The following is a 12,015-nucleotide window of genomic DNA, read 5'->3' as shown; positions in this document are numbered from 1 at the left end:
CCGCAGGGTTACAAGCTAAAGCTTATACCAGCATGTAACCAAACAGAGCCAAAGTTTTGCCACCTCGGCGCGTATGCTGCTTGAGTGTGGAGGTGCACGTGCTCTATAAGTTTAAAACGAGCAATGAGTGAAGCTTGGGCAGTAAGGTCACTATTTCTCCTGAATGTTTGTTCTAGACTCCCATCCTCAAAAAGAGTCGCATCTTGTACGAGCGTTTGCTCGGTACGTAAGGATGCTACTTGGGCCGCAAGTGTGAAATTTGGTCTTTGGAAAATATCATATCCTAGACCTAAATTAAAAAATGACAAATCGAAGTCTCTTTGAGCTTCGGGGCCTACATGAAAAATAGAAGGGGCGGCCACGCTGCTATTCACTCGGCCATAGGCTATACTGCCAAAAAACCTTTCACCAAAATATCTAGAATAAGCGATAGAATAGCCAGGTCCTGTCACCTGCATTAAAGAAGAGTTAGCGATCACATAAGTAGCACCAGTGCTTAAGTAATTTTTATGTCGTTTGCTTTTTTCTTGTGCTGAAGCAGAAAAGCTGATAACAATGCTGATGATAAGAAGAATAGTATATCTCCGCATAATTTTATAGTTTAAATCCAAAGCGATAAGAAACATTTAGGTAAAAAGGCCAGTAATTTTCAAAAGAGGACATACTGATAACGGCCCGATGACTTCGGTTCTCTTTGAGAGCAGGCCAGTCAAATACCAATTGTTGTACGTAGCCCAGCCGAACGATTCTATTTACTCTCCAATTTTCGGTTATCTCTCCAAATTCATTTGGAGAGAAACTAGAAATAAAAGCAGATCCTCCTAACTGAAATGAAGGTCCAAAACCGACTCCAAAGCGAAAACCCTTTCGCGTGTGTATCAAATCATATTGGAAACGTGCGTCAGTGAATAGACCAGAAGTGAATTCCTGTAAATTTGCATCGGAATTGGTTAAAGGAATCCAATAATTTCCATCCAAGTCGCCTAGACTCACAAAATAGGTTAAGGAAGGGTTTATAGAAAAGCGTGGAGAGAGGTACCAACTTAGTTCATTTGTCAGCGATAAACCTAATATGCCTCCCATTTCTCCGGCATCTACCAGCAGACCGCCACCCAGTCGAAATACCAAATCACCTGATGAAAACGCGAGTGCTTTGCTCGTTTTTTCAGTATTTTCTTGTGCTAAAGTTACCTGAGACGTAGCTGTTAAAAGCACAAATAAAATGCCACATATCAAAAGAAGTAAAGTCTGTTTTTTCATACGCTTAAAGATTAATAAAACATGCGTAGTGTGAAAAAGCTACGCATGTTTAGGTTAGAAAGAATAGGTCAATCCCAATGAGGTCCAGAAAGATTGAAATCGATCAATCCGAGGACTGAACCCAAGCTCAGGAACTAAAGAAATAGCATCATTAAGTTTAAACGCTGTTTGTAAACCTACACGCGCACCATGATTGGGAACTCGATTTAAAGCAAAATTGACAATGTTCCCCGCTATACCATCCTTAAAATGTCTAACTTGATTTGTACGTAAATAAGCAAGTGTGGTAGATACGGTAAAGCGCTCACGAGAAATCAAATTATATCCGACCCCAAACTCCATAAAGGCAAAGTCAAAGCGAAAATCTCCCACAAAATCTACCAGCTGCGACTCGTTTATTCCACCAACCTCGTAATCTAACCTGCCTACTTGAGCAAATCCAAACCAGCGTTCATTTAAGTGGTAACGATAGGCTAAGTGTATACCATGGTGTATTGGCCCCCTAATTAATCGGACGTAAATTAGTTAAAATTCTGTAAATTTACGTTTATGAAAAAGAGGACATTTTCTAAAGAAGAGAAGCTGAAGGTACTTGAAGAGGCCAAATCGAACGGAGTTCAGGCTACTTTGGATAAGTACGGTGTCTATCCTGCTACCTATTACAGCTGGAAAAAGAAATATGAGACCATGGGAGAAAAGGGTTTCCGGCATGGCATGACACCCGCGCATCTCAAAGAGATCAAGAGGCTTGAGAAGGAGAACGAGCTGCTCAAGAAGCTGTTGGCCGAAAAGGAGATTGAATCTCACCTCAAGGATGATTTGCTAAAAAAGAAGTATCCCTGGGCGAACGGAAAGAACTAGCGGCGGTTTATATCGGTCAGGGACTTAAAAGGGATAGGGTGCTGAAGCTGCTGAGCATCACCCGTCATCAATACTATTACAAGCCTAAAATGGGCAAACGCGGTCGCCGAAAAACTAGTGCAGTGATGATGCGTACAGATACGGGAGACCAGGAGTGTTCCAATGAAAAGGTCGTGGAAGCGATTAAAGAAATACAAAGCGACCCCGATACTGACTATGGGTATCGTAAAATGACATTTAAACTGCTCATCCTTGGTTACGTGATCAACCATAAGAAAGTCTATCGGCTTATGGAAGCTGCACAGTTACTCAAACCTAAGCATAAGCGCTTGGAGCGGAAGTACGTGCGTTTCAGAACAGTTATACCCAAGGAACCGCTAGAAGTACTGGAAATGGACATCAAACAGGTATGGATTACAAAGGATAGGCGACATGCCTATATCCTTACCGTTATGGATACTTTTACTCGTGCAGTATTGCATTGGCAGCTGGGTTACCACATGAAAAAGACTCAGATTAAACAGGCATGGGAGCAGATAATAGCTGAGCACCTTCAACCTGCCGACCTACTGAGTAGAGGTATTCATGTAGAATTGAGAAACGATAATGGTCCCCAGTTCGGGGCGGGTTTGATACAAGAGTTTTTCCGAGAAAACCACATTAACCAGGTATTTACTCACCCTTATACGCCTCAGGAAAATGGCCACGTAGAAAGCTTTCACAGCATCTTAGACCGTGCATTGAAACAACAGGTGTTCTGGTCGTTAGATGAGTTAGAGGATAGGCTTTACACCTTCTACGAAACATACAACAACAGCCGGATACATGCCTCCATCGCTTACCTTTGGCCCATGAAATTTTGGGAGCTTTGGGGCAAAGGAAAGATCGAAATGATAAAAAAAGAGAAAAATAAGGTTAAATTTAAGCTTAGGATACCCTACCAAAGTATATCGGGTAATGGGAGCCTGAGGGAAGTTTCCTGCACAAATTTGACCCCCCTCGATGGGGGTGAAAATTTGCCCTATGAAGAAGTGAGTGGGCCCAATCAAACCGATGGACCCAACACTTCTAATCATACGACTTCGGTGCAAAGGTCACCTTCGGTCGTTTCCTGCTGATGGTAAATATCGTATAAAATGAAGCGATTAAGCAATATCAAAAATAATAAAGTCCGAATAATAGGGGGCTAGACCAATGGCCAGTAAAATTTTCTCCCGATAGTCTTTCAGCTACTACCCCTGTGTATCCTGCCGCAATTTCGTGGCGCTTGAGATCCTGTCCTACAAGTTGACAGGAATATATGAATAATACACCTATCAGATATATTTTTAACATCATCGTAGTTCGGTTATGAAGTAATTTCTGATTCTTCATAATTGATAAACTGCTAAATTGTTTTTTACATACCATATATTGAATATTTATCTTAAAATTATTCAATATTTTTTTTTCCTAACTTTGGTCGTTAATTTTTTGTTAAAATTTGAACGGTTGCTGAATAGCATTATGCCTTAGCCCTTTTCCTCCCCTGCGCTAGGGCAGCTGGAAGATAAAGGTAGCAACATTGCCCTGCCTAAACTCACTATTCCCCCACATGTAGGTCAGCGGATAGCATTTGATACTAAATCTATCGGAATGTACATAAGTAAAAGAAAATCCTGTTTCCAGCGCGATTCGCGTGAAGTTTATGGCCGTTTCGTTAAAAAACAAATCCTGGGCGCGCAGTCCACTAGCATACACGAAAGCGGGTCCAACGAAAGGGGTCAGTCGAAAACGTGGCGTGGCAACTATATCGTAATTGATGTGCGTAGCCAAAGAAATTGTCATATGAAGTTCGGCGAGCTCCCTGTCTTGTCTGCTGTTGAGTAGATTGCCTTGAAGCGTAGGCGTCAAAGAAAATCTACTCTCCTGAAGGTAAAACTGGCGCTGAACTAGCGCCCCAAACCCGTTATGCACTTGTAGACCTGAAGGGCCGAACTCACTATTTACGTAGGTGCCCCCAAGATAAACCTGAGCTACTACAGCCTGTGAGCCTAAAATAAATAGAAGAAGGGGTAAAAGAAATTTTGAAAATCGAAACATGTGTGCTGGTTTTATTAAAATGAAAGGATTATTGTACGAGAAAAATCATATAACGAATATGTTGAGTTATAGCCTATCAAATATCTGTAATTAATGCGCTAAAACCTATAATTTTATGTTGAATTTTGGCTAAGCAGAAAATTTTACCTAAGCAGAATGGGGTGACAGCAGCGCATCATACCCCCTTACCTACCCTTCTTTTTCCCTAAACTCTAAGGGAAGGGACGTGCGCTTCTCCCTGCCGTTTCGTATCTTAGAGCGCAGAAAGCCTTTTTTTAGCCCTACACGTTCATGACAGTAGCCCCCCGTTTGATTCTCTATAAGTCTTCCGCCGGATCCGGAAAAACCTATACACTGACACGCGAATACCTGAAGTTGGCCCTCCAGCATCCACAGGCCTTTCGACATATACTGGCCGTCACCTTCACGAATAAGGCCACCCAAGAAATGAAGGAGCGCATCCTCAGCACCTTGCGCAGAATCGACCGCCAGGGTTTGCGCCCGGGAGAAAACCTCGACGATGCCCTGCTGCAAGCGACCCAACTGCAGCCCGCAGCCCTACAGCGCCGAGCGCGCGAGGTGCTCCGCGCAATCCTGCACGATTATGCCAGCTTCTCCGTCAGCACCATCGATGCCTTTTTCCAAAAAGTCGTCCGAGCCTTCGCCCGTGAAATGGACCTGAACGCCCGCTATGAGGTGGAACTCGACCAGCGTCGCCTGCTCGAAGCCGCCGTGGACAGGCTGATGCTCCGCGTCACCGAAGATCCACAGCTCCTCAGCTGGCTGGTAGAACATGCTACTGCGAAAATCCAAGACGGACGCACCTGGAATACGCGTGAAGATACCCTCAACTTAAGTTTCGAGCTCTTCAGTGAGCAGTTTCAGCGCGTGGCTCCCGCCGTTCTCCAGTTTCTCGGCCAGCCGAAGGGGATGGAAAGCTTTAAAACACAGGTGCTGGCGGAACGAAACGGACTGCTGAAGCGCGCCTACAGCATGCGGCAGGAGGTGCAGCAACTCCTCGCACGTTTTGATCTGCAAGCCAGCGACTTCACTGGAGGATCTAGGAGCTTTATGGTTCGCTTTACCAGCGAAGTAACCAGCAGCGAGCCATTCAGGCCCTTTACGGAAACCCAGCTCAGTAAATTTCAAAACACAAGCGATCTCTACCCCAAAACCTCGAAAAAGAAAGCCGAAATCGAACAGGCCGTCCAAGCAGGGCTGCTGAACTATCTCCTCGAATGGCAAGATAACCACCAGCGCTGGAACCACGTGCAGGCCCTGTACCGGCACCTCTATGTCTTCGGGCTTTTTCAGGAGCTCCTCCGCCAGCTGCAGCAGGTGAAAGAGGAAGAAAATGTGCTGCTCATCTCGGATGCCAATGCCTTCCTAGCCGGTATCACACAGCTGCATGAGGCCCCCTTTATTTATGAAAAGGTGGGCAATCATTACCAGCATTTTCTTATCGATGAGTTTCAGGATACCTCTGGCTTTCAGTGGAAAAGCTTTCGTCCACTGCTGGAAAATAGCTTGGCGCAGGGACAGTCTAACTTACTCGTAGGCGACGTGAAGCAGTCCATCTACCGCTGGCGTGGAGGCGATCTGGGCCTGCTCCTCGAGCAGGTGGAGGGAGAGCTCGGACATTTGGGGATAGAAAGCCGGCAGCTACAGGAAAACTACCGCAGCCTGCCCCACATCATTCAGTTTAATAATGCCCTGTTTACCTATCTGGCGGAAGCGCTGGGGGAAGAGGGCCTGCGCCAAAACCATTTTGAGGCGCCAGCCGCCGCACGCATTCAGCTCGCCTATGCAGATGTGGCCCAGGGCCAAGGCCGCCGCGTGCCCCCCGAGGCCTTTCAGGGGGAGGTTACCTGCCACTTCTCCTTCCCGGGGGAAGAGGAGGAGGACCCCAACTCCACAGGCGCTGGCGCCTCCGAAGAAGCGGAAACTCCAGAGGCATTTCGCCTGCTGGAAGCCAAGCTCATCGCCCTGCAGGAGGCGGGATATGCGCTGCGTGATATCGCCTTCCTTACCCGCACCAAGCAGCAAGGCTTCCGCATCGCAGAGTTTTGTTTGACCCTGGGCCGCCGCTACCGAGAGCAGGAGCACCTGCGCTTCGATGTGCTCTCGGATGAATCCATGTTTTTACAAGCAGCCCTATCCGTTCGTGCCCTCGTGGCAGCCTGCAGGTACTCTTCGATCCTACCGATCAAGTAGCCAGCCGCAGCCTTTGGCATTACCTACATGTGTTAAGGGGAGAAGCCCTCACGCATGCCCTTTATGCAGACGCCGAGGAAGGGGGCACGCTGAAAGCCCTGGAGGAAGCCTTCCAAGCGCAAGCGGAGAATTTGCGCCAGCTTCCCCTACTGGACGCCGTGGAAACCCTTATCGCGCTCTTCGGGCTGATGGAAGCAGGGCAGGAGGAGCAGGCCTATGTCGCCGCCTTTAAGGAAGAGGTCTTCCAATACAGCAGCCGAAAGCGTGCAGACCTCGCCGGATTTTTGGCCTGGTGGGCCGTAGAACAAAACCGCCGCACGGTGAAGGTGCCGGATAGCCACGATGCCATGCGGATTTTAACCATCCATAAGTCAAAGGGCCTACAATTTAAGGTGGTGCTGATGCCTTTCCTGGACTGGCCGGCCATCGACCTGAAAAATACCTTGGTCTGGGCACCCGCCTATGCAGAGCAGCCAGCCCCCATCGTGCCCATTCGCCTCGTAAAAGACCTACGGGACACCCCTTTCCGCCCCCTACTTGAAGCCGAGCAGCTCTGGCAGTACCTCGATGCGCTGAACATGCTCTATGTGGCCCTCACCCGTGCGGAGGAGGTCTTCTGGTCCTGCTCCCAGCTGCGGGGTAAGCGGGAAAAGGCCGGAGAAAGCCTGAAGTCGGTCAGCGACTGGCTATGGAAAGGGACTCAGGTACTGCAGCACAGACTGGAAGCTCTTGACGTGCAGCGTGATGAGGATCATTTTCGCCTGGGCCAGCTTCCTCCGCAGCTCCCTACCTCCACCGTCCCCGCCAGCGCCCCCGCCACCCCGAGCTTTGCCCGCTTTCAGCCCTGGAGCTCCCGACTGGCGCTGCGTGCACAGGCCTTGGACTTTTCCGAGGAGGGCTTGCGCCAAAGGCCCGCAGGCAGTTCGGCATGCTCGTACATGAGTTGCTCGAAACGGCCCAAGACCAGCAGGAACTCCAGCACCTACTCCAGCGCGCGCGCTTTGCCGGGAGGCTAACGGAAGCCGAATTCCAGCTCATCGCCCAGCAGTTCGAAGCCCTCTTTCAGGAGGAGCTGATGCGCTCCTGGTACGCGCCGGGGCGCAAAGTGCTCCGCGAGCAGGGCATCTATGTGCCCGAAAAAGGGCAGAGGCGCCCCGATCGCATCGTCTTCCTGCCCGATGCCGTGCATGTGATCGACTTTAAGACGGGCGAACCGCGGCGCCAAGATCGGGAGCAGGTCTTGGCCTACCAGGCCCTCGTGGAACAACTCCAAGACCTGCCCGTTCAGGCCTTTTTAGTCTATGTAGACCCCGTGCAGCTCGTAGCACTGGGTGGAAATCAACGAAAAAACTCAAGTCAATAAGCAGATGCAAGCCTTTTTAGCCACCATCGCCCAAGATTTAACGCAGCGTTTTCGCGACCTCTCGCGCGTCTGTGTGATCGTCCCGAACCGCCGTGCCGGACTTTTCCTCTTGCAGTACCTCGAGCAGGCACTGGAAAAGGAAAAACGCACCTCCTGGATGCCAGAAGTGCTGCCGATCGAACAGCTTTTCTACCGACTCGCTGGGGCCGAGCCGGCGGATAACCTCACCCTGCTCTTTCAGCTCTATCGGGCCTACACGCGGGTGCATCCCGAGCCTGAGCCCTTCGATGCATTTTACTACTGGGGGGAGCTTATGCTGAAGGACTTTCGGGATATCGACCAGTTTCTAGTGGATCCCGAGCTGCTGTACACCGAGCTGCGCGAAGAAAAAGAGGCACTGAGCGACTTCAGCTTCCTGGAAGCGGAGCAGATCGAACTGATTCGCCAGTTTTGGACACATTTTAGGGCCCAGGCCCAAAACGAAAATCAAGGATTCCTCCAGTACTGGCAGTACCTGGCTCCCCTATATCGGCATTTAAGGAGCAGCTGGCCGCCGCACACCTGCACGATGGCGCTGCGCTGTACCGGCAGGTGGCTACCCGTCTGGAGGAGCTGCCGAAGCCGGAGAAGCAACTGGTTTTCGTGGGTTTTAATGCCTTCACGGCGGCAGAAGAACGGCTGATCAAGCATTACATCACGCAGCATCAGGCGCTGATTTTTTGGGATATCGACGCTTACTACTTAGAGGATCGGCAGCAGGAGGCGGGGCTATTTTTGCGCCAGTACCGAAAGGACCCTGTTTTCGGGCCAACCTTCCCGCAGGTGCTGCCGGATCATATCCGTGGCAAGGCCCCGCACATTCACTGCTATGCCAGCAGCTTGAAGACGATGCAGGCACAGCTGGTAGGAGATATTTTGGCGGATTTGCCCGAAGGGCAAAAGTGGCAGGAAACGGTGGTCATTCTACCCGATGAGCAACTCCTTTTTCCGGTGCTGCATGCGCTGCCGGATCAGGTCGATAAGGTGAATGTAACGATGGGCTATCCAGTGAAAAATGCGCCGATTTATGCCTTTTTAGAGGCCTGCGTGGAGCTTCAGGGGCATATGCGCGAACAGGGAGGCGAGTGGGTCTGCTACCATCAGCCGCTGCGGGATCTGCTGCGCTCGGTATACCTGAAGGATGCAGCCCCGGAGTTTGTGGACCAGCTGCTGAAAGAGATGCTGACCCAAAACCGCGTTTACCTGCCGCTGAGCCGCTTACAGGCTGGAGGGCCGCGCTTTGAGCGTGTTTTTCAGCAGGTGGAGCCGGGAGAGCTGGCCCAGCATCTCGCGGATTTCGTGCGCTTTATGGCTGAGGAGCTGCAGGGAGACACCTTCCAGCAGGCCTACCTCTTTCAGTGTTACAAGCAGCTGCTGCGCCTGGACGATACGCTGCGCCAGGAGGAGATTCCCAACTTAGAATTGCGCTTTTTTATTCGGCTGTTTCGGCAGCTGTTTCGGGAGGTGAAGCTGCCCTTTGATGGGGAGCCGCTCGGGGGGCTGCAACTTATGGGGGTGCTGGAGAGCCGGAATTTGGATTTTAAACGCTTGATTATATGTGATTTGAATGAGGCGAGCTTTCCGCCTTCCGGGGGCTTGAACTCGATGATTCCCTATACCTTACGTAAGGCCTTCCGCCTGCCCGTGCAGGAGCAAAACGATGCCATCTACGCCTATACCTTTTACCGTCTGTTGCACCAAGCTGAGGAAATACACCTGATCTATGCGCAGCAAGGAGACGCCGGTAAGCTCATGGAGCGCAGCCGTTACCTGGAGCAGCTGCGGGTGGAGCTGCCTTAGAGGGGGAGGAGCGTTTGGTGTTTTTGCCGTAGGGCGACGGGAGGTGCCGGAGATCCGGATAGCAAAAACCCCGGAGATTCAGGAGCGGCTGCGGGGCTTTTTGGGCCGGAAGGCCCGCAAACGGTTTTCTGCCACGGCCTTCTCCACCTACCTGGACTGCCGACTGCGCTTTTATTTTAAGTATGTGGCCGAGCTTAAGGAGCCGAGGAGGTGCAGGAGGAGGTAGATGCAGGGGTGTTCGGGAATCTGGCGCATTTTAGCTTGGAGTTTCTATACTTGGGCTACAGGGAGCGGAAGAAAAGCTGGCACATCACGGCGGAGGCTATCGCGGATTTGAAAAAAAACTGGGTGCGGCCGGCGGTAGAAAAGGCCATTCGCAAGCATTATGACCTGCCTGAGACCGGAGAGATTCCCTACAGCGGGCAGCTTTTAGTGGTCCGAGAGGTGCTGGATAGGTATGTGCAGGCGGTTTTAGACCGAGACAGTGCGGCGGCCCCCTTCCAGCTTGTGGGCTTAGAAGTGCGCTGTGAGACCGAAATGCCGATTAGCCTGGCGGGGCGGCAGGAGGAGGTGGCCCTGCAGGGGGTGATCGACCGGGTGGACCTGCGCGAAGAGGAGGGGCTGCGGCTCTTAGACTACAAATCCGGGGCAGATAAAAAGGACTTCCCCAGTGTGCCCAGTCTGTTCGACCGTGCGGATCCTAAGCGAAACAAGGCAGTGATGCAAACGTTCTTCTATGGGTACTTGTACCGGCAGGCTTTTCCTACCGAGGAGCGGCCGCTAAAGCCGGGGTTGATCAATTTAAAAGACATTTTCAATCCCCAGTTTAGTCCCTACCTGCAGCTGAAGGAGCAGGGGCGAGGGTCGGGGCTTCCCGTGACCGATTATCGGCAGTATGCGGAGGTTTTCGAGGAGGGCTTGCGAGGGCTTTTGGAAGAAATTTTCGCTCCGGAGCAGGCGTTTAGTCAGACGGAAGATCTGAAAAAGTGCAGCTACTGCCCCTATAAGGCACTTTGTGGAAGAAATTAAGGGCAGCTAAACCTAAGCGAAAAGGGGATGGTTATAGAAAGTATGCAAGATAAAGTGATAATAGCAGGCCCCTGTTCGGTGGAGACACCTGAGCAGCTGCGGGCCACGGTGGTTCCCCTAGTGGCGGGTGGCATAAAAGAGATACGCGTGGGCATCTGGAAGCCGCGCACACGTCCGGGCTCATTCGAGGGCCTGGGCAAGCAGGCTCTGCCATGGGTGGAGGCCCTAGGTAATGAGCTGGAGGTGGATTTCACTACAGAAGTAGCGCGCCCCTTGCATGTAGAAGAGGCGCTGCGGCATAACATTACCCGGTTTTGGATCGGTGCTCGGAGTACGACCAACCCCTTTACCGTACAGGAATTAGCCGAGGCCATGCGCGGACTAAAGGTGTCGGTGATGATTAAAAATCCCGTTAATCCAGATCCCGCACTCTGGATCGGGGCAGTGGAGCGCATGCAAGCGATGGGAATCGAAGATATTCGTCTCATCCACCGCGGCTTCTCGAACTACAGCGATACTTTTTACCGAAATAGCCCCATGTGGCAACTTCCGATAAGTTTAAAAACGCATTTCCCGGACCTGCCCATGCTCTGTGATCCCAGTCATATTTGCGGTCGGCGCGATACGCTGGCGCAGGTGGCCCAGATGGCCATGGACCTGAATTTCGATGGCTTGATGGTGGAAACTCATCACCAGCCCGATGCCGCCTGGTCCGATGCCGTGCAGCAGCTTACTCCTGAAGCTTTTTTTGCGCTTTTAAAAGGGCTGCGAACGGTGCGCGAAGCGGTGGAGTCTTGGGAGGCGAAAAAAATCTTGCAGGGACTGCGGGATGCCATCGATGCCTGCGACCGAGAGCTGATGGAGGCGCTGCTTCGCCGCCAAAATCTGGCGAAGGAGGTGGGCTTGCTCAAGAAGAAGCATGGCGTGGCGCTGTTTCAGCGGGAACGGTGGAAGCAAGTCTTCGCCAGCCGCGCTGAATGGGCCGAGGCAGCGGGCTTGGACGCGGCCTTTGTGCAACACATGTACGAATTGATCCACGTACATGCCTTAAAAACGCAAGAGGCGGCGCTACAGTCCGGGGGTCCACCGTCCAGTCCGCCGGGCAGCCCGAAAAATGGGGTAAAAGCCCAGCTTAACGGGAAGACCAAAGACGGTGACCAGAAGGACTCTAATCCTGATTCCTCCCCTGCGGAGGGCGAAAATCCGGCGGAGGAATAGGTAGTAGGCCCTGCTATTCGGCTTAAAATCAGCTTTTAAAGTGCAAGTGAATCTCTTTAAAAGGCAAAATATACCAATTACTAAAAAATTTCGATAATTTTATAAACCTTAGACCCTCTTCGTCGTTATAATTACTGAAAGCAGATTAG

At 51.1% G+C, this 12,015-nt stretch carries 14 protein-coding genes; 10 read left to right on the top strand and 4 right to left on the bottom strand.

Annotated elements, in window-relative coordinates:
- Nucleotides 1–8 precede the first annotated feature (8 nt).
- The 3 genes from A3SI_RS08130 to A3SI_RS18875 are packed head-to-tail and all read right to left on the bottom strand — an operon-like array spanning nucleotide 9 to nucleotide 1,632.
- Nucleotides 9–611, bottom strand: a complete 603-nt coding sequence (locus A3SI_RS08130; protein WP_156810226.1) for a hypothetical protein — start codon at nucleotides 609–611, stop codon at nucleotides 9–11.
- Nucleotides 595–1,260 carry a hypothetical protein gene (locus tag A3SI_RS08125; RefSeq protein ID WP_009055006.1) on the bottom strand — a complete coding sequence of 222 codons (666 nt, stop codon included), beginning with the start codon at nucleotides 1,258–1,260 and terminating at the stop codon, nucleotides 595–597. The genes A3SI_RS08130 and A3SI_RS08125 overlap by 17 nt, the downstream gene beginning before the upstream one ends.
- Nucleotides 1,261–1,314: 54 nt before the next feature.
- Nucleotides 1,315–1,632 (bottom strand): hypothetical protein, encoded by a 318-nt coding sequence (locus A3SI_RS18875; RefSeq protein WP_394330366.1) that lies wholly within the window; start codon nucleotides 1,630–1,632, stop codon nucleotides 1,315–1,317.
- Nucleotides 1,633–1,809: 177 nt separating this feature from the next.
- On the opposite strand from A3SI_RS18875, the gene A3SI_RS08120 reads away from it, so the two are divergent.
- Together A3SI_RS08120 and A3SI_RS08115 are read left to right on the top strand one after the other, a co-directional pair.
- Nucleotides 1,810–2,121: a transposase gene (locus A3SI_RS08120; protein WP_009055005.1), complete on the top strand. Its 312-nt coding sequence runs from the start codon at nucleotides 1,810–1,812 to the stop codon at nucleotides 2,119–2,121.
- A 38-nt stretch (nucleotides 2,122–2,159) separates the two neighbouring features.
- Complete coding sequence (locus A3SI_RS08115; protein ID WP_009055004.1) at nucleotides 2,160–3,239, top strand: DDE-type integrase/transposase/recombinase; 1,080 nt, start codon at nucleotides 2,160–2,162, stop codon at nucleotides 3,237–3,239.
- A gap of 415 nt (nucleotides 3,240–3,654) precedes the next feature.
- On the opposite strand, the gene A3SI_RS08105 is transcribed toward A3SI_RS08115, so the two are convergent.
- Nucleotides 3,655–4,203 (bottom strand): hypothetical protein, encoded by a 549-nt coding sequence (locus A3SI_RS08105; RefSeq protein WP_009055003.1) that lies wholly within the window; start codon nucleotides 4,201–4,203, stop codon nucleotides 3,655–3,657.
- Nucleotides 4,204–4,494: 291 nt separating this feature from the next.
- On the opposite strand from A3SI_RS08105, the gene A3SI_RS17325 reads away from it, so the two are divergent.
- The 8 genes from A3SI_RS17325 to A3SI_RS08090 are packed head-to-tail and all read left to right on the top strand — an operon-like array spanning nucleotide 4,495 to nucleotide 11,866.
- Entirely contained in the window at nucleotides 4,495–6,417 is a 1,923-nt protein-coding gene (locus A3SI_RS17325; RefSeq protein WP_050977443.1) for a UvrD-helicase domain-containing protein, read from the top strand.
- Between the two features lie 29 nt (nucleotides 6,418–6,446).
- Nucleotides 6,447–7,433, top strand: coding sequence for a hypothetical protein (locus A3SI_RS17320; RefSeq protein WP_050977441.1), 987 nt, complete (start codon nucleotides 6,447–6,449; stop codon nucleotides 7,431–7,433).
- Nucleotides 7,346–7,780: a PD-(D/E)XK nuclease family protein gene (locus A3SI_RS18170; RefSeq protein ID WP_083836464.1), complete on the top strand. Its 435-nt coding sequence runs from the start codon at nucleotides 7,346–7,348 to the stop codon at nucleotides 7,778–7,780. Before A3SI_RS17320 ends, A3SI_RS18170 begins: the two co-directional genes overlap by 88 nt.
- A 4-nt stretch (nucleotides 7,781–7,784) precedes the next feature.
- Nucleotides 7,785–8,462, top strand: coding sequence for a hypothetical protein (locus A3SI_RS20560; protein ID WP_238531669.1), 678 nt, complete (start codon nucleotides 7,785–7,787; stop codon nucleotides 8,460–8,462).
- Nucleotides 8,372–9,619 carry a hypothetical protein gene (locus A3SI_RS20555; protein ID WP_238531668.1) on the top strand — a complete coding sequence of 416 codons (1,248 nt, stop codon included), beginning with the start codon at nucleotides 8,372–8,374 and terminating at the stop codon, nucleotides 9,617–9,619. Before A3SI_RS20560 ends, A3SI_RS20555 begins: the two co-directional genes overlap by 91 nt.
- A gap of 43 nt (nucleotides 9,620–9,662) precedes the next feature.
- A complete protein-coding gene (locus A3SI_RS20550; RefSeq protein ID WP_009055001.1) occupies nucleotides 9,663–9,845 on the top strand; it encodes a PD-(D/E)XK nuclease family protein in 183 nt (60 codons plus the stop codon).
- A complete protein-coding gene (locus A3SI_RS20545) occupies nucleotides 9,830–10,648 on the top strand; it encodes a PD-(D/E)XK nuclease family protein (RefSeq protein ID WP_009055000.1) in 819 nt (272 codons plus the stop codon). Before A3SI_RS20550 ends, A3SI_RS20545 begins: the two co-directional genes overlap by 16 nt.
- Before the next feature lie 27 nt (nucleotides 10,649–10,675).
- A complete protein-coding gene (locus tag A3SI_RS08090) occupies nucleotides 10,676–11,866 on the top strand; it encodes a bifunctional 3-deoxy-7-phosphoheptulonate synthase/chorismate mutase type II (RefSeq protein WP_009054999.1) in 1,191 nt (396 codons plus the stop codon).
- Nucleotides 11,867–12,015 lie beyond the last annotated feature (149 nt).

The sequence above is a fragment of the Nitritalea halalkaliphila LW7 genome (assembly GCF_000265075.1).
GTDB lineage: Bacteria > Bacteroidota > Bacteroidia > Cytophagales > Cyclobacteriaceae > Nitritalea > Nitritalea halalkaliphila.
This window is presented reverse-complemented; position numbering and strand designations above follow the sequence as displayed.